Raw genomic sequence first — 21,364 nt, 5'->3', positions numbered from 1 at the left:
AGTTGAGCATGCGTGCGGACAAAAGGCACACACCGGGCAATTCCTGTGGCAATGGCCGGAAAACGCGGGTCACAGCAGTGCCTGGAGGAGCGGCTATTCCACGCCCTGAGCGGCCAGCCAGCGTTCGGCATCCAGCGCCGCCATGCAGCCGGTTCCGGCCGCCGTGATGGCCTGCTTGTAGTAGTCGTCGGCGACGTCGCCGGCCGCGAAAACGCCTTCCACACTGGTGTTCGTGCGGAATGGAACGGTCCAGACAAGATAGCCCTTGCTGTTCATCTTTAGCTGGCCCTTCAGGAAATCCGTATTCGGAGTATGCCCGATGGCGGCGAAGTAGCCGGTCGCCTGCAGTTCCTCCGTCGCATCTCCGGAAGCGCTGCGAATGCGAACGCCGGTGACGCCGGCTTCGTCGGTGCCGAGCACTTCATCCACAACAGAATTCCATTTCACTTCGATCTTTTCACTTGCCAGAGCACGGTCGGCCATGATCTTGCTGGCTCGGAACGCATCGCGGCGATGCACGATGTAGACCTTCGACGCGTACTTTGTCAGAAACGTGGCTTCTTCCATGGCACTGTCGCCGCCGCCGACGACAACCAGCGGCTTTCCGCGAAACCGAGGCAGCGCACCGTCGCAGACGGCGCAGGCGGAGACTCCCATGTTCTTGAATCGCTCTTCGGATTCCAGGCCCAGGTAGTTCGCGCGAGCCCCCGTGGCGACGATGACCGCGTGCGATTCGAACTCTTCACCACCCAGACTCTTCAGCCGGAACGGCCGGGTTGAAAAGTCCACTTCGGCGATATCGTCGGTGACGATTCGTGCTCCGAAGTTTGTGGCCTGCTGCCTCATCAACTCCATCAGTTCCGGCCCGGACACGCCTTCCTTCGCGTGCGGAGCCATGTACTTTCGCTTGCTTTCGTCGATGGAGCTGTCCAGGTAGGCGGTCATGTCGCCCGCCGGGAATCCCGGGAAATTCTCGACTTCGGTTGTCAGTGCCAACTGCCCGAGCGGCAGCGTTCCCTTCAGGCGATTGTCTTCGTTAAAAGCGCCCTCGAAGACCAGCGGCTCGAGATTCGCGCGGCCGGAATAGATCGCCGCTGTCCATCCGGCCGGGCCGGAACCAATGATCGTGATTCGCTCTGTCATGCATCTGTCCGAACGTCTGGTGCTGTCGATGAAACGCGGCGAACCTTAGCGTAGTGCCGTCAGTGGAACAACGGTTCCGTGATCGCCAAACTCGGGTGCTCCGGGGAGAATTGGCTGTGCCGATTCAAACACGGCTTCTTCCGGAGGGACGTCAACTGCGGACCAGGACGCGTCGGGCGTTTCGGACGCTAAGGCGTGCGGCAGATGAGAATCTACCCGCCAGCCGCAGGGCGGTAGTGTTTTGTCAGGCATAAATCGATGGGTCGAACAACGAACCGGCAACACGCCGCAGTTCCCGATGAACCTTTTTCCGGCATATCCGTGACGTCGGCAGAGTCCATGTCAGCGGATTCCCCTGGCCGTCGGTTGCAGACAAACGAGGCGATCCGGTCGCCGACGCCGGCGGAGTGGCATTCAGTCCCGGTGTGCCGGCGCGTCAGCATTCGCGGAGTTTCCGTCTTCCTCCGAATGCCGGGAATCGTACTCTTCCATCAGGACCGACGGGCAGGTTTCTTCCTGTTCGCACTGTCGGCAAATGATGCGAATCAAGTCAGAACCGCCGAGTCTGAGATCGTGCGTTTCGCACAACTGGTAGAGATCCTTCAGATGCGTGCAGACCATCGCGGTGACTCCGTGGGAACGTGGCAGTCAGTGAACCTGGCAGCCGGGAAACGTCGCTGCCGGCACACCATCTTACTGGGATTCGTCGCCGACCGACGATTCTCGACAGTCGCTGTTCACTCCAGGAAATCGTGATTCTACGCCGGCGCGGACGGATTTTGCGCGATTCCTGCGAAGTCCGCCATGCCGCCGCGGAGTGACTGAGGATTTCGCAGGATTGCCGTTCAGCCACAAATGCTTGGCGGAATACAGGTTACGCGATTCCGCCGCAGGTGACCGGCGTTGACGGCATTTGTCGGTCAGAATTATACTCGCTCCACCGATCGACGGATCGATCGTTTTCGCCGGCACGCGCGACGCCGGCCGTGGAATGCAGGCACAGGAATCAGGGACGAATTCCATGCAGTCAGATGGCTCTGACCGGCGCGAAGTTATTCCGTTGAGTGACGACGAGCAGGTGCGCGAAGCTCAGTCGATCGTGCGCCAGGAAGCCGATGCTTTGCTGCGACTGGCGGACGGACTCGACAGCACGTTTTGTGCAGTGATCCGGTCGATCCGGGAATGTTCCGGCCGCGTGATCGTGACCGGCGTGGGCAAGGCGGGGCTGATCGGGCAGAAGGTTGTGGCGACTCTGGCGAGCACCGGCACGGCCGCGTTCTTCCTGCATCCCACGGAGGCCGTTCATGGAGACCTTGGCTGCGTGCGCTGCGGCGATGTCGTCGTCGCGTTTTCCAACAGCGGCGAATCCGATGAGGTGCTGCGACTGGTGCCGAGTCTGCGTCGGATCGGCGTCACACTGATCGCTGTGACTCGCGACACACAGAATTCGCTAAGTCGGCTGGCTGACATTTCGCTGCCGCTGGGGAATCATTCCGAAGCCGGACCGCTGCAGTTGGCGCCGACATCCAGTACCACCGCCATGCTGGCTCTGGGCGACGCGGTCGCGATGGTGTTGAGTCGCCTGAACGGATTTTCCGAACACGACTTCGCATTGTTTCATCCGGCCGGAAGTCTGGGAGCCAAACTGCGACCGGTGCACGAAGTCATGCGACGCGGCAGTCAGCTTCGCATTGCGGACGCGTCCGAAACGGTTCGACAGGTGATGATCGATCACAGTTGCCCGGGCCGCCGCACGGGAGCCGTCATCCTGACCGGCTGCGAAGGCCGCATCGCCGGGATCTTTACCGACAGCGACCTGGCTCGACTGTTTGAACAGCGACGTGAAGATCAACTGGATCAGCCAATTCGCGAAGTTATGACTGTGAACCCGACCACGGTGCGAAGCCACGTGCTGCTGCCGGAAGTCATTCAACTGATGTCCGACCGAAAACTCAGCGAACTTCCTGTGATCGACGACGATCGCCGACCAGTGGGCCTGGTGGATATCACCGACGTGATCTCCATGCCAGTGGAACCGTACGCTGCCGCAAAGAACCAACCGATCAGACGAACGGGTTGAGAGTTGAGAGGCCAGAGTTGAGAGTCCAGAGGCCGGGCGTCGAACCGCCATTCTCCATTCTCAATTTCCCATTCTCTATCGTTCCCGTCCCCTTGTTCCTGCACTTAACGATTGACAACAGAACGTCTGTCGCAAACTTCCCCCATGGCATCCGGTAACTCAGATTCCCGATTCCTTCGCAGCATCGTGGTCGCGGTGTTGCTGGCGGGAACGTACGCCGGGTATTCGGCGTTGCTGTCGCCGGTGCTGGACGTTGCCAGGAAGGAGCGGCGATTGTCGCGTCCTGCGGCGAAGGAAAGTTTGCCGTCGGGAGCCAGAGAACTGGCCGTTCGATGGTTTCCGGCCGATCCGTGGGTGGCGGAATGCGGCAACGATCTGCATGACGGCAGGCGGTTTCTGTATTACGAACATTCGGAAACGATCGACGACGGGTACACGCTGAAGGCCAACCCGGTGGCTCTGCTGTGGCTCGACAATCAGTCCGATCGCGACAGCGTGCCGGTAACGGTGGTTGCCGAACAGGCACGACTGCGGACGTCGGAAAAGCTGTCGGTGCAGAGCAGCGGTATCGGGCGAATCGTGGGGGGGGTACTGGACGGGTCGGTTCGCATCCGGGGGCCGCGAAACCTGAGAATCGACGGTGATACGTTCAGCGTCTCGGAAAATTCTCTGACGCTTTCGTCCAGCCATCCGGTGTCGTTCGGATGGGAAGATCACACGGGCGAGGCGTCCAAGGGAGTCGACATTGCGCTGCGGGCTTCACGCGACGAAGATGGCGGGCTGATGTCGGTCTCCGATGTCAGCGAAGTCCGGCTGAACGGCCGTGTCACGTGCCAGATTCTGATTCGTGCCCGGCGAGCGGACGAGGAAGACATCCGCCTTGAAGTCACGGCGGCGGACGGTTTCAAGTATCACGTCGACAGCCGCATCGGAACATTTCACGGGCTGCACAAGCGGTCTCAGTCGTCTGCGTTCCGGCTGCAGGACCAGGTGCTGGTGACGCGGTTTGCGAAGGACGGCACGAAGGATCAGTTGGTGTGTTCGCAACTGGAACTGGATTTTCGACCCGAAGTTTCGCCCGTGACCGGCGTGGAGATTTCGAATCGCCTGCGGCTGGAACGCGTTGTCGCCGCCGGTGAACAGGTCGTGTTCTATTCGCAGGCTCAGAACCTGACGGCCAAGATGAGCGAACTGACGTATCTGGTCGATGAACGCCGGGTGCTGATGCGCAACACCAATCGCGACCCCGGCGATCGGCCGCTGCCGGTGGAAGTGTCGCAGCAGGGCAGCCGGCTGCTGGTCAGCGAATTGCAGATTCTGCACGCTTCCGACGGCCACGTTCAGCGGCTGGAATGTCGCGGTCCGGGAGGCATCCGTCATGCGGAATCCGTGCAGTCCGGAGTCCTGGCGGCTCACTGGCGAAACGCTCTGGTCGTTCAGGAATCGGCTGACCAGTTGCTGCGAACCGTCACGCTGACCGGCGACGCCGGTGTGGAACAGGAACAGGACGGCTTCGAACTGTCCGCCGACGAGATCATCATGAAGCTGCGCAATTCGCCGGCGGATGCGGCTGTCATCAGCAAGCAACCGGCGTCGGGTTCCGCTGCTCTGGATCTTCACAGTCTGCAACCGGAACAACTGACGGCTCGAGGCCGCGTGTCGCTGATTTCTCCCGACGCGACCGGCACGATCCGCGATCAGTTGACCGTTACGTTTGAACCGGCGGTGCTGTCGTCGCCCGAAGACGGGTCGGCGGCGGGAACATCACCAGGAAATCCGCTGGCTCACCGCAGCCGCCAGCCGGAATCGTCGTTGGGCGGCGATTCGAACGAAGCAGCCGTTTCGTTTTCCGCTGACATGCTGAAGGCCACGATTCGGCACGGCAGCGATGGTTCCGCCGACGAAGGCGGCCGCAGGCGCATGGAACTGGCGAACGTGTGGCTGACCGGACAGGTGGAACTTGTTCGCAGCGACACCGATCCGGGAAAGACCTTCACGGCGTCCGGCAACAGTCTGGAAGCCGCCAACGGACTGCACGACACTCGGCAGATCCGGCTGTTCGGCGATCCGGCCAGTATTGTGACCGGACTTCGGCGGCTGGACGGCAAACGCATCGACGTGGAACAGAACCCCGATACGCTGACCGTGGATGGCAGCGGCCGGCTGAGAATCGTGACCGACAGGGGCATCGATGGAACGGTGTTGCCGCGCCCGACTCCGCTGGACATTTACTGGAGCGAATCAATGTCGTTTCAGGGCCGCGTCGCGAAGTTTGTCGGCAACATCCGCGTTGTTGTCGAAGACGGAGCGACGCAGGATCTGGAACTGACGTGTGCCGGTCTGAAGGTCCACTTCAATCGTGATATCGGACTTCAGTCGGATCGGAACGGCAACACGATTCAACTGACGTCGCTTTCGTCGTCGCCAGGTTCTGACAGCAGTCCGCCGATTGAAATTTCCCGCATCGAATGTGAAAGCGTCGTGACGGTGCGTTTCGACCAGCTTGTCGACGGTGCCGTTCACGCTCGCCATAGCGCGCGAGTTGTCGATCTGAGCGTTGATACCGAAACGGGTGACTGCCACGCTCTGGGACCGGGCTGGATTTCGTCCACGTCTCCGGATACCGAAGGGCCGCTGCAAACCACAACCGCCGCGTCCGCGCGAGCGAACGTTCCGGCGCGAATCAGTGACAATGAATTTGTGTTCGTGCAGGCGTCGTTCATCGGCGAACTGAGCGGAAATCTGCAGCAACAGAATGCCACTTTGTCGCAGCATGTGCGCGGCGTGTTTGCTCCCGTGCGGGACATCAATGGTCAAATCACGGTCGACACAATTCCAACCGATCAGTTGCCGGAAAATGTCGGCATTCTGCGAGCGGAGCGGCTTGTGGCCGCGGCGATTCCGGCCGTCAGCGATCATCCGGCTTCGTTTTCACTGACCGCCAGCGAGAACGCTCGAATCGAATCTCGCCCGTTTTCGGGCAACGCCGATGTGATTACGTACGATCATTCCAAGCAGCAGTTCATCCTTCGCGCGGAAGGCAGCGCGTCGGCGAACGTGCGTTATCGCGACGGAAAAAGCGGCGGCTATTCGAACACCAGCGGCCAGCGATTCGTCTACAACCGAGCGACCGAACATCTGGCCTTCAATTCGATCTCCGGATTGTCCGGCGGAAAGTGATTCCGTTCGGGGTCAGGGCGATCGGTTACCACGTCTTCGAAGCCGTCGTGTCGCGCAGCGATCGGAAACCGCTTACGGACACTGTTCGGAAATGTGACGGACGACATCGGCGGGGCGCCGGACACCGCTTTCTGACGGCGGTGCCGCGCAACGTCGTTGAAGATGTGGTACCCCGCGGGGCATGCGATCAGTGACGCATCCGTTACCAGATCTGAATCCGGTCTGCCGGTGCCTTGTACAGCTTGTCGCCGGGCTTTGTCTGGAAGGCTTCGTGGAAGGCGTTCAGGTTGGTGATCGGACCGTTTGCCCGGAAATGGCTGGGAGAATGGGGATCCGTGACGAGCCGCCGAATCAGTTCCTCATCGCGGTACAGTCGCCGCCAGATTTGCGACCAGCCCAGGAAGAAACGCTGCGGGCCGGTGAATCCGTCAATAACCGGAGCTTCCTGGCCGTGCAGCGACAGCAGGTACGCCTTGTAGGCAATCGCCATTCCGCTCAGGTCGGCGATGTTTTCGCCCAGCGTCAGTTCGCCGTTCAGCGTTCGTCCCGGCATGGCCTCATACCCGGCAAACTGATCGACGAGCTGCCCCGTCAGTTTTCTGAACGCCGCTCCGTCTTCGTCGGTCCACCAGTTCTGAAGGTTGCCGTCACCGTCGTACTTGCTGCCCTGATCATCGAAACCGTGGCTGATTTCGTGACCGATCACAGCTCCGATGCCGCCATAGTTGGCGGCGGCGTCGGCTTCGGCGTCAAAGAACGGCGGCTGCAGAATCGCGGCCGGAAACACAATCTCGTTCTTGCTGGGGTTGTAGTACGCGTTGACGGTTTGCGGCGTCATGCCCCATTCCGTTTTGTCGACGGGAGTACCCAGCCGGTCAATGTCGCGCTGATGTTCGAACTTTGCGGACCGCATGATGTTGCCGATCAGATCGTCGTCGCGAATTTCCAGTTTCGAATAGTCTCGCCACTTTTCCGTGTAGCCGATTTTAGGCGTGATCTTGTGAAGCTTTTCCAGCGCCTTCTGCTTTGTCGTATCGGTCATCCAGGTCAGGTCACCGATGCTGGTTTCGTAGGCTGCCAGCAGGTTGGCGACAAGTGCGTCCATCTGCTGCTTGGCTTCCGGCTTGAAGTACCGGGCCACGTAAAGCTGACCGACGGCGTCACCCAGCACACCGAAATCTCCCGCGCCGCCTCCCGATGTCGCTTCGACACCACGCTTCCAGCGCGGCTCCTGCTCCGGCACACCGGCAAGTTGCCGGCGGTGCAGGTCGAAGTGAGCATCCACAAACGGAGTTGGCAGGTAATCGGCATAGGCATCCAGCAAGCGAAACGTCAGATACTGTTTCGCGCGATCCAGCGGCAGCGTGCCGCCAATCTGCTGCAGTTCTTCGAAGAAGCTGGGAGTCATCACGTTGACCTGCTTCAGGTCGGGGACTCCGGCCGCTTCAAAGAAGACCGGCCACGGCAGATCAGGAGTCAGTTGCGGAAGGTCGGTGACAGCATATTTGTTGTATCGCTTTTCCGCGTCACGAAGCTCCGTTCGCGTCCACTGAGCCTTCGCGAGCCGGGTTTCGAGTTCCAGAATGGCTTCCGCCGCGGAAGCGCCGTCGGGTTGATCCGCCAGTTCAAAAAGGCGTTCGATGTATGTCTTCAGGGCCTCACGAGCCTGCAGGTACTTTTCCTTGTCTTCCAGATAGTAGTCACGGTCGGGCAGAGTCGTGCCGCTCTGAACGATCGCGGCCAGGTAGCTGTTCGAATCCTTCGCGTCGGTGGAAACAAAAATCCCGACGGGTCCGCCGACGCCGATCGTCTGCAGGTAACCCATGTGTCGAAAAACGTCTTCCATACTGCCCAGCCGCTGAATTCGCTTCAGCTCGTCTTCGATCGGCTTCAGACCATTGGACTCGATCAGTGATTCGTTCATGAAGCTTTCAAAGAACTGTCCGACCTTGCGGCCGTTATCGTCCTGAGGATCGCGGGCCGCTTCTTCGATGATTTCGCGGATGTGTTCCCGCGCCGCGTCGTCCAGAGCACTGAATGATCCGTAGTTGGACTTGTCGGAAGGGATCTTTGTCGACAACAGCCAGCGGCCATTCACGAACAAGTACAGGTCGTCCTGTGGCCGAACGGACCGGTCGAAGCCATCCGGATCAATTCCGGAAAACAGATCTTCGGCAGAAACGGGAACCCACATGGCGGCGACACACAGCGACACGGCAGCAAGCAAACGAGACATGACAAAAACCCGAACGTATCAGAGAAAGTGATATCCAGCAAAAGACGCGAACTCGTGAGCGGCGATTGTCGCGCATCCGGATCAGGTTTTCCATCGCACCAGCGACGAAGCTGCTTCAATTGAGATTGCGGCGGGTGAGTCCCTGAATTCGATGACACCGGTTTCCGACGGAGATCCTGCCGCGGAGCAAAGTCCGGAGTTCTCGCAGACGATGATTCGGGCGACCGATGCAGAATCAGGCTTCGTTCGCTCCATCAATCAAAGCGGACGTGATTTGACCGGTGCCGTGCGGTTCGCGGCGGAGAGCCCCGCACCTTCGCCAACGCTGCCAGGCGTTGACCTATGTTGTGCGAACGACGCTCAGTTGTGTGAGACCTGGTCGATGGTAGAATCGACCGCTGCGCGATGTGGAGCGGAGTTGCAGGAGGTTGACATTTTTCAGCTAATCAGATTTTAAGATTGGGGAGCCATGCCGAAGAGCATTCCAAACGACGGCGAAGAGACAGCGGTGGCCAGCGAAGCGGCGGTGAATCCTGCTTCGGGTCTGATCGGAGGACACGCTCTGGTGATATCACCGCTTGTGGGCATCGCTCTGTCGGTTGTCGCCGCCCTGGTGATCTGGGGAGTGCTCGAATCCATACTGCCCGTGTTTGAATTGTCGGAACGCCTTCGGGAACTGAGCGGTAACGCTCCCGAAGAACAGCAGCGTGAACGAATGGAAGCGTCGATCGCGGCGGCCAGCAACAACGCGACGCTGTCAATGGCGATGCTGGCGGCCACGATTGCATTGTTTCTGGCGGCCGCGGAAGCAAAGTTCCGACGGGCGGGTCTTCGCATGATGTGGGGAGGCGTGCTGGCTGCGGGGGTCGCAGCTGGATTTGCCGTCGGTGCCGGAATTCTGCGTGGTGAGCTGGACGCTTCGTCGGCAATGCCGGAAGACCCCCTGACGGAAACCATTGTTCTGCAGACCATTGCCTGGGGTATCACCGGACTGGGAATCGGGCTGGGAGTCGCTCTGGGAGTTTCGCTGCCGAATGTGTCGTCAAAGTTGCTGGGAACGTGTCTGTTTGGCGGACTGCTGGGAGGAGCATTGGGTGGTCTGATCTACCCGCTGGCGTCCAGCGTGCTGCTGCCGAATGCCCGCACCGAAGTTTCCATGCCCGACCCGGGATTGAGCCTGTTTCTGTGGCTGGGGCTGGGTGCCGTCATCATCGCTCTGACGGTCACCGGAATGGGACGCGAAAAGAAGAAGGCCGAGGCATGACGCGGCCGTGGTCGTTACGTCGCCGGTGAGACCCGGACGGACGCACGAAGCGAGCCTTGTCGAGTCAGTTCGGGCGGCGGTTGTGCGGGATCCAGTTCCATGAAGCCAGCCGCATTATTCGGACGACCGATGGTGCTTCTGTGCGTCGTGATTGCCGCGGGCCTTGGCATTCGAGCGGTGCTGCGGACGGCGGGACCGGAACAGAATCCGTCAACAAAGTCGCAGCAGTCGCAGTCGCAGCTACAGCCGGAGCCGACGTCAGAACAGGCGTGGTCGCCGACAGGGCTCGATGGTCCGATTCAGGTCAAAGTCACCGGACACGAATTCTTCTGGCGTTTCCGGTTTCCCGGTCCGGACGGCGAATTTGAAACGGAAGATGATGCTGCCGTGGAAAAGGTGATTCATCTTCCGATCGGGCAGGATGTTGAGTTCCTGGTGACCAGCGACGACTACGTTTACACAATGGCAATTCCGGAACTTGGCCTGAGACAGATTGCGGTGCCGGAACTGACATTTCCGCTGGAATTCAGGACCGCGCAGGAAGGGACGCTGGAGATCGCGGCGGATCCGTTGTGCGGAGTTCGTTTGCTGCATGACGAATTCATGGGCCGCATCGTCGTTCAGTCAGCTTCCGCGTTTGATTCGTGGTACAGGGAGATTCCATGACGCTGTCGTCCGGCACGTTCCTGTCGTGCGCAGTGGGACTGTGCCTGCTGGCTGGTTGCGAGGGCGACGCGGCTCCGGGCCGTTTTCCGGCGATGTCTCCCGGCGATGACGGTATCTACCACGTTCATCCGGGTGAAAGTATTCAGGCCGCGATCGAAGCCGCCGCTCGCGATTCCGCCCACAAAACTGTGAAAGTTCACGCGGGAACCTACCGTCCTTCGCGCGCGGGTCAGGCATTGATCTGGTTCAACCGCAGTCATGACGGAGTGATTCTGGAAGCGGAAGGCGAGGTCGTGCTGACGGCGCAAAACCCGGAAATTGCGGACAAGTCAGCGGCCGGTTACCCGGCGGTCGTCAACCACGTCATCTATTTCGGCGACGGCATCACGGGCCGCACGGTCGTCCGCGGCTTCAGGGTCACGGGAGCCAACAACTTCGTCACGACGACGGAAGGAGCCGGTTCCGTCGAGCCGGAACCTCTCGATCCGATGCTGACAAAGGGACTGTTCTTCTATGCCGACGGCGGAGGCATCAAAGTGTTCGGACGTTCCTATCCGACGATCGAACACCTGGAAATCGTCGACAACTACACCAGCCCCTGCGGTGGAGGAATCTCCATCGAACATGCCGGTTTCAATCAGGATTCGGTGACGATCAGGGACTGCGTGTTTCGAAACAACCGCTGTCAGATCACGGGATCCGCGGTGGATGTTCTGGTGGGAAGTTCGGCGACGATCAGCAACTGTCTGTTCGTCGGCAACGTTTCGAACACGGGCGAAAACTACATCGGCGGCGCGGACAATCCGTACAACGAAGAACACGGCTGCGGCGCTCTGACCGTGTTTCCCAATTCGCAGGTAACCGTCGACCGCTGTACCTTTACCGGCAACTGGAACGGTGCCGACGACAAGGGCACCGGCAATTCCTACACAAACTGCATCTTCTGGAAGAACACAAAGGAAGGCGGCATATCGCCGGAACATCGCTACGAACTTGACATCCTTGACGGGGCCGGAGTGAAGGGCTGCTTTCTGGGCGGAAGCACCAGCGATCTGCGGGGAACCATCGACGCGGCGGCGAATACGCTCAACGCCTCCGATCCGGACTTTGATGACTTGTTCGTGCCTCAGGCCATAGAATACGCCGGCGTCGGTTATCGACCGCCGGATCGGCAGCAATGACGTGTCTGCGCGGCGAATCGTGGTTGTGCGTGGAAGTCGGTGTCCGGAAAGTCACGCCAGTGGTTCGTGATCGTCGCCGATCGAAGCGTCGACAGGACCAGACGTCGTCCCCATTGCGGCAGATTCTCATTTCAGACGCCGAACACCGAACGGGCATAGTGAGGTCCCCATGAAGAAAGTCATCGCCGTCTGCCTGCTTGCGGCGTTCAGCGGATGCGAGTCAGACACGACGCCCGTGGACTCAGTGGCGTCCACAGGGAACGCAGTTGCGGAAGAAAAGGTGCACAATCCGCCGATCCTGATGCGCGCGCCTGACTTCGAGTTCACGGACCAAACCGGCCAGCCGTATGGTTCTGACAATATCCTCGGCCGAGTCTGCATTGTGAACTTCATCACGACGCGCGGGGAGAACACATCGCAGGCTCAGACGTCGCGGCTGGCGGAGCTTCAAAAGGAATGGAGAACCAGCCGGGCGTGGAACGATATTCGGATGCTGAGCATCACGGTCGATCCCGACTACGACACGCCGCAGATTCTGAGCGAGTACGCCGCGAAAGCAAAAGCGGACCCGGATCACTGGAAGTTTCTGACCGGCCCGCGAGATGCCGTCGTGGAACTGTCGAGCGTCGGGTTTCAACTGCAGGTCGACGAAACCGCGCAGGCCGACGGTGCTTCAGTCCCGCACAGCCCCGGACTTGTCCTGATCGATCCCGAAGGAGACGTTCGGGGAATCTACGACGCCGGTGTCGCGGAAGACATCGACCGGTTAAAGCTGGATCTGGCAACGACACTGGAAGAACGGCTGCTGATTCACGCCGACCTGCTGGATCCGTCATGGCTGAAACGCCGACGCGACGCGCAGCTTGCGACGGTGGACCGGTTTAGCGTGTTCCACGATTTTTCGTTCACCGACCGCCGTCGCGAAAGCGGGATTACGTTTCGAAACCGGATTGTCGACGACGCGGGACGCGAACATAAGCCGTGCCACTACGATCATGGAAACGGACTTGCCGTGGCCGACGTGGATGGTGACGGATTGCTCGACGTGTACTTCGTAACTCAGGCTGGCGGCAACGAACTCTGGAAGAATCGCGGCGACGGAACGTTCGAAAACGTGACGCAGGCAGCCGGTGTGGCGGTCAGCGACCGGATCGGCGTTTCAGCTTCGTTCGCGGATATCGATAATGACGGCGATCCCGATCTGTATGTCACCAACGTTCGCAGCCCCAACGTGCTGTTCCGCAATGACGGAGGCGGAAAGTTCACGGACGTTTCCGCGGCGTCCGGCGTCGACTACAACGGCCATTCGTCGTCCGCTGTTTTTTTTGACTATAACCGCGACGGGCTGCTGGATCTGTTTCTGGTAAACGTCGGCAAGTACACGACGGAAGAAGTCAAAACCGTTGTCCACGACCGCTATACCGGCCCCGATACCGGTGACTATCCCTTTTATGTCGCCAACCCCGATGCGTTCATGGCACACCTGAAGCCCGAACGCTCAGAAAGCAGTGTTCTGTTTGAAAATCGCGGCGACTGCCGGTTTGACGATGTCACGCAGAAAGTCGGCCTGGACGATCGATCCTGGTCGGGCGACGCCAGCGTGCTGGACGGCAATGACGACGGCTGGCCCGATCTGTACGTGCTGAACATGCAGGGCCATGACGAATACTACGAAAACGAAGAAGGCCGGCGGTTTGTCAGGAAGAGTCGTGAACTGTTCCCCGCGACTCCCTGGGGAGCGATGGGAGTCAAGGTGTTCGATTTCGACAACGACGGACGGCAGGACATGTATCTGACCGACATGCACACCGATATGGCGGATCCCGTCGGCCCCGAAAAGGAAAAGCTGAAGGCGAAGATCGAACAGTTTGCACCCGGTGTCTTGAATACGGACGGCAATCATGTGCTTGGAAATGCGTTCTTTCAGAAGCAAGCGGACGGCGGCTACCGGGAGATTTCCGACAGCATCGGAGCGGAAACGTACTGGCCGTGGGGAATCAGCACGGGCGACCTGAACGCCGACGGCTTTGACGACGTGTTTGTTGCCGCCAGTATGAACTTTCCATTTCGCTATGCGGTCAACTCCGTCCTGCTGAACAACGAAGGTCACGAGTTTCTGGATGCGGAATATCTGCTGGGTGTCGAGCCGCGGCGAAGCGGACGCACGGCGATTCCCTGGTTCGAATTCGACGTCACCGGGAACGACAAGGAACTGTTCGAAGCGTACCAGGCACGAGGTTCCCGTGTGACTCGCATCGTCGCATGGGGCGCCCTTGGGACACGCTCGTCGGCAATCTTCGACATCGACAGCGACGGCGATCTCGACATAATTACCAACGACTTCAACTCCGAACCGCTGGTGCTGGTCAGCGACCTGAACGATCGAATTCCGGAACTTCACTTTCTGAAGATTGACCTGACCGGAACAGAATCGAATCGTGACGGACTCGGCGCTATCGTCACTGTCAGGACAGCGGACAAGACCCAGGTGAAGGTGAACGACGGCAAGTCAGGATATCTGTCACAGAGCAGTTGTCCGCTGTATTTTGGTCTGGGTAATTCCGGCAATGTTCAGGGGATTGAGATCCGCTGGCCGTCGGGGACACTGCAGAAAGTTGAAGGGCCCGTGACAGTGGATTCGACTCTGGAGGTCCAGGAAGCCGATCCGCAGTGAGCGGCTGCTGCGTTCGACCGGCTGATGGTCGGTGAGTTGAATTGCAGTTAGCTTCTGACTCTAATGCTGGCCGTTCTGAAGGTTCCATCCGTTGGTGGAATCCTTCTGTGATTTGTGACGCTGGTTTCAAAGTTCTGAGGTAGTGTTCGATGGCTCGTTATTCATGGTTGCTGGTGCCGTTTGCCTGTTTCGTCTTCTCAGGATGTGCTGAAGAAACTCTTCCGGCACCGGATGAAGCGGAAACCAAGACGACAACCCCCATTGAAGATGACTTGAAGGATGCCGGTATGGGCAAGATGACCGATGCCGAGTACACGAGTGGCGGCAAGAAGTAGTCATCGGTTGTCGACAGCATTCGCGACGCCCCCGGCAGGTTGCCGGAGGCGTACTTTGCTGTGCTGCACACTCAGGACCGTGCTGCGATCTCAGGCTAGTGCTTTGTCAGGCGTGGATCGGTGGGTCGTGTGCCACTGGCTGTGCCAGTGTTTTCCCGAGCACAGGGCACTGGCACAGCCAGTGGCACACATCAACTTACGATCGACAGGACACCAGGCCAGCGCAAGTGGCTGGGATTGCCGATGCATGGCTGGCACGCATCGTGACGGACCCGCCTTGTGAGCTGTGACCTGAGCCGCCGTTCACGATGGACGTCATCCTCCCGCGCGCAGCGGGAGGATGGTTGTTGTTGATCTGTGTGGAATGGATCAGGCGTCGGGACGGCGGGCTGAGCGCTTTGCTGCTCGGATTCCCGCGACGCCTGGCTGACTCCGTCCCACCCATTCGCGCGAGCGGGACGTTTCTCCGGACTCCGCGGGTGCTCGACACACGATGTACCTGCGCAGCGGCGATTCAACGGTACTCCCAAAACCCCCAGGAATTCAAACCATGAAACACATGTCGCGCTGTCTGGCGTTCACACTGGCCATTGGCATTGCTCTTTCCGCATGCGCCGCGGAGAAGACTCAGCCGGTGCGGATGGGTTGCGGGATCATGACGTTCGACACCGTCCCCGGATGGGCTCTGGGCGAAGACGGGAAGTCCGTTCTGGGACCGACTCACGGGGCGGTGGTGATCGACAAGGCGGGAAACATCTACACCAGCGCGCAGATCGGCGTGTTTGTGTTTTCTCCCGACGGCAAGGTGGTCCGCCGATTCCTGGGTGACGAATACTCCAACATCCATGACATGGAAATCCGTGATGAGCCCGATGGCGAATTCATCTACGGTGCCCGCAACGCCAACGCCGAAGGAATCAAGTTCAGCGCCGAAACCGGTGACATCGTTCTGAAACTGCCGTTTCCGGAAGAGTCCGGTCTGAAGCTAGACAAGTTCAGCCCGACGGCCATCACGGTGGCTCCCAACGGAGACATCATTTTGTCCGACGGATACGCCAGCAATCACATCTTCAAGTTCGACAGCACCGGCAAGTATCTGATGCACTTCGGAACAAAGGGCAACGGGCTGAAGGAATTCAACACGGCTCACGGGATGACGCTGGACACGCGCTACGACCCGCCGCGGCTGCTGATCTGTGACCGCAACCACACTCCGCCCGGATTCGATAAGCCCCGCGGAAGACTGCTGCACTACAGCCTGGACGGTGAGTACATCGACGAAGTCATCACAGGTCTGGGAATGCCCACATCAGCGGCGGTTCAGGGAGACTTTGTATCGGTTCCCGACCTGAATGGCCGGCTGGTGATTCTCGACAAGACGAACGTCATCATGGCGGTCCTGGGCCACAATCCCGATCCATCGAAGGGCACCAACTTCAACGTGCCGCAGGAAGAATGGATCGAAGGCATTTTCCACGGGACACACGGTTCATACTGGGACCGTGACGGAAACCTGTATGTTCAGGACTGGAACGTTTCCGGCCGCATTATGAAGCTGGTGCGAGCCGACGCGGGGCTCCACTGAAAACAGCTCGCATCAGAATTCGGCACCGTCAGCGACACAGCGGCAACGCTTCACGCGATGGTCAGCGGGTTACGTCGTCGACGGGACGGCGATCGGACAGCAGCCGCAGCAGTTCCATCCGCAGGTTTGCCCGGGTGTACGACGGCGGCAGCGAATCGACAAACTCACAAAGTTCTTCGACGCGATCGTTGCGGATCATGGCCTGAGCGAACCCCTGCTGTCCGAGTGCAAAGCACGAGCAATCGTCGCCGTTCAGGATCGCCGCTGCCGCTGCGTTTTTGTAGGTCCGAAAGGCGTCTTCAGTCAGACCGGCTTCCGCCTGAAGCACGGCGACTTTGGGAAACGTCGTGCAGTTTTGGAAATGACCGTAGTGCCGGCTGTTTAGCTGTCGCAGGCATTCGTGTGCAACGGTCTGCGCTCCATCAGCCGATCCGTTTTTGGCCTGTTCGATCGCAATTTCGACCCCGGCACACATGGCCTGTTCCGAGTCGCTGATCAGCCGGGCGGTTTCCAGCGCTTCCGCGTACTGTCCCGCTGCCGCTTCAGCGACGGCGATGTCGCGGAAGCCGACTGACTGAGCACTGTCGTTGGCGATCGACCGAACGGTTGCCTTCGCCTGGCCAAACAGTTTCGACTGCGTTTGCAGGTGAGCGATCACGGCCAGCGTCTTGATCGAAAGCGAATCGTTGTTCATCGACCGGGCCGTCGCGAGTGCCTCCGGAAACATGCCCAGTTTTGCCTGAGCAACCGCGATGCTCCACAGCGCGAAGGAACTGCGATATTCGTCTCTGCTTTCGCCGACCAGTTTCGTCGCCTCAACGATCGCGATCGACGCCTGATCCGGGTCGGACGCTTCCGCTCTCGCGTCGGCGACAAGTGCCAGAGCGAGTGCTGTCCATTCGTCGCTGCCGATGGAACGAGCGGTCTCAAGTGCCTGCGGAAACATGCCGACATGTGCCTGGGCTCGGGCGATACCGCTGAGTGCCGAGTACCGCGATTGTTCGTCGTCAATCGATTCCGCGAACCCGCGGGCTTCCGCGATGGCGGCGCACACGTCGTCGTGAGCGGTATCTTCGGGCAGTTCGAGTATGACCTGTGACAGGATGAACGCCTGTTTGTATTCCTCACGCACCAGTCGAACGGTTTCCAACGCATCTCTGTACATTCCCAGGCTGGCCTGAGCCTCCGCGATGTCGTGAAGTGCGTGCGATTGCTTTTCACTGTCCTTCACCGTCCGTGCCGACTTCAGGACATGCCGCAGGTCGTCGATCGCAGAACGTCGCAAGGCGGCCAAATCCGGCTGCTGAATCAGTTCGCTTACGTCCGCCGGCAGCGGAACAGATTCTGAAACCAGCGACTGCGTGTTTTCCGCTTCCGCTGCAGCCGTCGACGCGGAATCTGACGTCGTCGGCGACGCCTCATTTGCCGCAACCGCCGCGGCGGTGTCGGTTTCGGGAACGATCTCAGCGTTTTCGGACGAACGGTCATCGGAAGGTTCCGACACGCTGGCGTCGTCGGGAACGGCATCCGGTTCGTTGATTGCCGACAACAACTGCGCGTCTTCCTCCGTCGTGTCCGGCACCACGGACGATACTTCATTAACGACCGAAGGTTCATCAACGGACGATGATGCTTCGACGGCGGTGGTCACAATGTCGGTCGACTGATTCCGGACGACTTCGCCGGGATCGTGAACGTCAACTGCGACGCTGGCTTTGTCGCGCTGGTCGAAGACGGCAGCATCTTTTTCGCTCGGTTGTTTGGAGTTCTGAGCGTCACTGGTTTCGATCTGTTCCGCCAGTGAGTCTGTTCCGGACGTCGGACCTGGCCCGGCTTCGACTGCGGTTCCGCTGTGATCCGTCGCACGGCTCAGCCAGCCGCTCAGCCGGTTCCGGATGAGGTTGTCCGGAACCACGGCCAGCAATGCCAGCAGCGTTCCAACCAGGATGACGCCGGTCACCCAACGGACGACATGCCTTCGGCGTCGGCGTCGATGCCACGACTTCGCGTTCGGCCGACTGCCCGGACGAGTGCTCTGGCGGCGGCGATGTCGCGGTATCGCATCGCTGCGGGAGCTGACGATTGCCGGTTCGCGGGTACCGGCTGCCGCGAGCGGATCGTTCGAATCCGGCAGCAGCGTTCCAGCATCGGCGCGCGGTGCCGGCATCGTCCCGGCGGTCTGACGATTCGCCGCTGCGGTCGCCGAGTCTCTTGCTGAGTCCATGGTCGCGGCACGCAACTGTCGCGCGAACTCACGGCAATTCGGCCAGCGGTCCTGCGGATTCTTATGCAAAGCCCGGGCGACGATCGGCTGTTCGTTCTCCGGAAGTGATGACAGATCCGGCGCGAGCGACAGGTGACCGTACATTACTTCGTGAAAGCTGCCTTCAAACGGAACGTGACCGTGCCGAAGCTGGCAATAGGTCAGCGCCAGGGAATACTGATCGCTGTGAATCGACACTTCGCCGCGAAACATCTCCGGCGCGGCGAACAGGGGCGACATGGCTCCCGTGTGACTGGCTCCGGACGGCCCGACCGCCTTGGCCAGGCCGAAATCCGCGAGTTTTACGGAACCGCCGACCAGAAAGATGTTCTGCGGCTTCACGTCGCGATGCTGCACTCCAGCGCGAACTTCGCCGCCGGAACCGCACTGCGGATCGTGCAGAAAATCGAGTCCCATGGCGGCCTCGTCCAGATACCGCAGCAGTTCCTCCAGCGGGATGCCCGGCAAATGCTGTTCGCGGCATTCGCGGAAGCGGTCCCACAGGCTGCGATCGCACAGCGACGTGGCGATCACCAGCCAGTCGTCCACCTGCACGACAAAATGCACGTCCAGCAGATGCGGATGTCGGATTTCGCGAATGGCCGTCAGAGCACGATGTTCCGGACCCGTGTGCCCCTGCTTCGTATCGATAAACTTCAGCGCGACGTGCAGCCCGCCGGGCGCTTCGGCCTTCCAGACTTCGCCGAAGGTGCCCCGACCGAGAAAGTCAACCAATTGATAACCAGGGATCGGCCTGGCGCCGGCACATAAGCTGAACGGCATGACCAATTCCTTCAGTCACAGTCACGGTTGTTGCGTTCTATCGATGACGGGCCATCGGTTTCGCCATTCGCGCTGCCGGTTCTGCCGGTGGCGGCCACCGTTCGAACGTTTTCCGGCTGGCCGGCACCGGATTCGTCGAACACCACCTGCAGCGTTTCCCCGGACAGCCGCAGCGCAGCACCGCCCGTTGTCCGATTCGGCAGCGAGCGAGGCTATACCCCAAGCGGGGCGATTTGAGGTATTCTGGCTCGCGGCATGAAGAAGTGCGAAAAGTATCAGCGTTCGCCGCGGCCAGTATAAAAGCCATTGTCGCCGTGGTTGACGACCGGTTGCGTGGATTTCTGAACGAACCCTGCACCAGGCGCGACACGTGCCGGGACGCCGGGAAAGGGACCAGCTACGATGCTCCCCGTCGCACGCGCCAGGCGACGCAGCGGTGCGACAAGTGGAATCGGGCGGCGCGGGATTCCGTCACCGGATCGCCCGGCGACGATCCCGTTTTCTTCTGAATTTTTCCGGACCAGTGGCAATCGCATGAAGATCGAACATACAGCTTTCAATGTGGAAGAACCGGTGCTGATGGCGCGCTGGTACGTGGAACATCTCGGACTGACCGTCAAGCGTCGCACCGTCGACGCTCCGTACGCCCATTTTCTGGCGGACGACAGCGGTTCGGTGATGATTGAAATCTACGGAAATCGCGACGCCCCTCTTCCCGATTACCGCAACAGGAATCCGGCCGAACTTCACCTGGCATTCGTTTCCAAAGACGTCTCCGGCGACGTACGCCGGTTGACCAATGCCGGAGCAACCGTCGTGGCCGACACGCATTCGCTGCCGGGCGGAGACACGTTTGCGATGCTGCGCGATCCGTGGGGGCTGCCGCTGCAACTGGTTCAGCGAGCGTCGCCGATGATCTGAGCACCGCGCGCGGCGATGGAAATCGGCGGTGCGCAGACATCGCGGATGTTCGGGAGTATCATCGCCTGCGGAAGCTCCGCCGTGGCAGGAGTGCCTTGTCCATCGTGTTTTGATGCGTGCCACTGGCTGTGCCAGTGCTCTGTGCTCAGGAAAACACCGGCACAGCCAGTGGCACTCATCAATCTGAACCCCGTATCCTGACGGAGCTCTCTCATAATGAAATCGACATCAAAAACTGGTGGGTGCATCGACGCCCGAATCGCGGAGCGCGTTGCTGTTCGAAAACACAGTTTGGGAAGTCTGGTCTGTGCCGGCGGACGTCTGACGTCGCGTCGCAGAAACCGGGATTCGACCGATCGGGGATATTCTTGTTGGAAGGGCTGATCTAATGAAACCACTGACTCTGGCAACCGCCGTGATGTGCGTGCTGACTGGCGGTATCGCCATCGCCGACGACGCAAAGGAAGCCACTGACGTTACTCTGACCGCCGGAACGTGGCAGGATCTTCAGGCGTATGTGGCCCAAAACCGCGACAAGATCGTGGTGGTCGACGTCTGGTCCACGTCGTGTCTGCCGTGCATGAAGGAGTTCCCGGGGCTGGTGAAGCTTCACGAATCCTTTCCGAAGGACGTGGTCTGTGTCAGCTTCTGCGTCGACTATGTGGGGATCAAGTCGCGGCCGCCGGAACGATACCGGGAAAAGGCGGAGAAGTTTCTGGTCAAGCAGAACGCTGCGTTTCGCAACTACCTGAGCACCACCGCATCGGACGAGTTGTTTGACGAAATCAAACTCAGTTCCATTCCCGCGGTGTACGTCTATGGCCGCGACGGAAAATTGGCAAAACGCTTTGATCCGTCGCTGATTGAGGACGGTAAAGAAGAAGCCTTTACCTACGCCGAAGATATCATTCCGTTCGTCAAAGCGATGCAGAGGACGAAATAGCCCCGCCAGAAGCTTCGGTACAGAATTCTAGCCGGCTGCCCGAAATTGCGCCCGCTGCATGGTGAACGCCCGATCGCCTTTGGCCGCGCGGTTTGGGGAGGTCGTGGCTA

15 protein-coding genes are annotated in these 21,364 nt (G+C 59.9%); 11 read left to right on the top strand and 4 right to left on the bottom strand.

Translation table 11 applies throughout. The features are described from left to right. Window positions 1-93 precede the first annotated feature (93 nt). Both R3C19_10500 and R3C19_10495 read right to left on the bottom strand, forming a co-directional pair. Window positions 94-1,143: a thioredoxin-disulfide reductase gene (locus R3C19_10500; protein MEZ6060783.1), complete on the bottom strand. Its 1,050-nt coding sequence runs from the start codon at window positions 1,141-1,143 to the stop codon at window positions 94-96. 414 nt (window positions 1,144-1,557) lie between these two features. Continuing rightward, complete coding sequence (locus tag R3C19_10495) at window positions 1,558-1,764, bottom strand: hypothetical protein (GenBank protein ID MEZ6060782.1); 207 nt, start codon at window positions 1,762-1,764, stop codon at window positions 1,558-1,560. A gap of 400 nt (window positions 1,765-2,164) precedes the next feature. On the opposite strand from R3C19_10495, the gene R3C19_10490 reads away from it, so the two are divergent. Both R3C19_10490 and R3C19_10485 read left to right on the top strand, forming a co-directional pair. Beyond that, on the top strand, window positions 2,165-3,223 hold the full coding sequence (locus R3C19_10490) for a KpsF/GutQ family sugar-phosphate isomerase (protein MEZ6060781.1): 1,059 nt from the start codon (window positions 2,165-2,167) through the stop codon (window positions 3,221-3,223). Window positions 3,224-3,367: 144 nt separating this feature from the next. Next, window positions 3,368-6,403 (top strand): hypothetical protein, encoded by a 3,036-nt coding sequence (locus tag R3C19_10485; protein MEZ6060780.1) that lies wholly within the window; start codon window positions 3,368-3,370, stop codon window positions 6,401-6,403. A 202-nt stretch (window positions 6,404-6,605) separates the two neighbouring features. Here the strand turns inward: R3C19_10485 and R3C19_10480 are convergent, their stop codons facing one another. Beyond that, entirely contained in the window at window positions 6,606-8,639 is a 2,034-nt protein-coding gene (locus R3C19_10480) for a M13-type metalloendopeptidase (GenBank protein ID MEZ6060779.1), read from the bottom strand. Window positions 8,640-9,108: 469 nt separating this feature from the next. Here R3C19_10480 and R3C19_10475 point away from each other — a divergent pair, with 469 nt between their 5' ends. The 6 genes from R3C19_10475 to R3C19_10450 all read left to right on the top strand — a co-directional run bounded on the left by R3C19_10475 (window position 9,109) and on the right by R3C19_10450 (window position 16,344). Further along, window positions 9,109-9,903, top strand: a complete 795-nt coding sequence (locus R3C19_10475) for a hypothetical protein (protein MEZ6060778.1) — start codon at window positions 9,109-9,111, stop codon at window positions 9,901-9,903. Between the two features lie 99 nt (window positions 9,904-10,002). Continuing rightward, the gene (locus R3C19_10470) at window positions 10,003-10,569 is read left to right on the top strand and encodes a hypothetical protein (GenBank protein MEZ6060777.1); all 567 of its coding nucleotides are present in this window, start codon (window positions 10,003-10,005) and stop codon (window positions 10,567-10,569) included. Further along, on the top strand, window positions 10,566-11,750 hold the full coding sequence (locus tag R3C19_10465; protein ID MEZ6060776.1) for a right-handed parallel beta-helix repeat-containing protein: 1,185 nt from the start codon (window positions 10,566-10,568) through the stop codon (window positions 11,748-11,750). The genes R3C19_10470 and R3C19_10465 overlap by 4 nt, the downstream gene beginning before the upstream one ends. A gap of 169 nt (window positions 11,751-11,919) precedes the next feature. Further along, window positions 11,920-14,424, top strand: a complete 2,505-nt coding sequence (locus R3C19_10460; GenBank protein ID MEZ6060775.1) for an FG-GAP-like repeat-containing protein — start codon at window positions 11,920-11,922, stop codon at window positions 14,422-14,424. 149 nt (window positions 14,425-14,573) lie between these two features. Then, window positions 14,574-14,759, top strand: a complete 186-nt coding sequence (locus R3C19_10455; GenBank protein ID MEZ6060774.1) for a hypothetical protein — start codon at window positions 14,574-14,576, stop codon at window positions 14,757-14,759. Between the two features lie 550 nt (window positions 14,760-15,309). After that, window positions 15,310-16,344, top strand: coding sequence for a 6-bladed beta-propeller (locus R3C19_10450; protein MEZ6060773.1), 1,035 nt, complete (start codon window positions 15,310-15,312; stop codon window positions 16,342-16,344). 61 nt (window positions 16,345-16,405) lie between these two features. On the opposite strand, the gene R3C19_10445 is transcribed toward R3C19_10450, so the two are convergent. Then, on the bottom strand, window positions 16,406-19,390 hold the full coding sequence (locus tag R3C19_10445; GenBank protein MEZ6060772.1) for a protein kinase: 2,985 nt from the start codon (window positions 19,388-19,390) through the stop codon (window positions 16,406-16,408). 263 nt (window positions 19,391-19,653) lie between these two features. On the opposite strand from R3C19_10445, the gene R3C19_10440 reads away from it, so the two are divergent. The 3 genes from R3C19_10440 (at window position 19,654) to R3C19_10430 (ending at window position 21,254) form a co-directional block, all read left to right on the top strand. Beyond that, window positions 19,654-19,899: a hypothetical protein gene (locus R3C19_10440; GenBank protein ID MEZ6060771.1), complete on the top strand. Its 246-nt coding sequence runs from the start codon at window positions 19,654-19,656 to the stop codon at window positions 19,897-19,899. 25 nt (window positions 19,900-19,924) lie between these two features. Next, a complete protein-coding gene (locus tag R3C19_10435; GenBank protein ID MEZ6060770.1) occupies window positions 19,925-20,311 on the top strand; it encodes a VOC family protein in 387 nt (128 codons plus the stop codon). A 388-nt stretch (window positions 20,312-20,699) separates the two neighbouring features. Continuing rightward, window positions 20,700-21,254 (top strand): TlpA disulfide reductase family protein, encoded by a 555-nt coding sequence (locus R3C19_10430; protein ID MEZ6060769.1) that lies wholly within the window; start codon window positions 20,700-20,702, stop codon window positions 21,252-21,254. Window positions 21,255-21,364: the final 110 nt, after the last annotated feature.

The organism is Planctomycetaceae bacterium, from assembly GCA_041398785.1.
Lineage (GTDB): Bacteria > Planctomycetota > Planctomycetia > Planctomycetales > Planctomycetaceae > JAWKUA01.
Note: the sequence above shows the minus strand (reverse complement) of the source record. Positions and strands in the feature narration are given on the sequence as shown.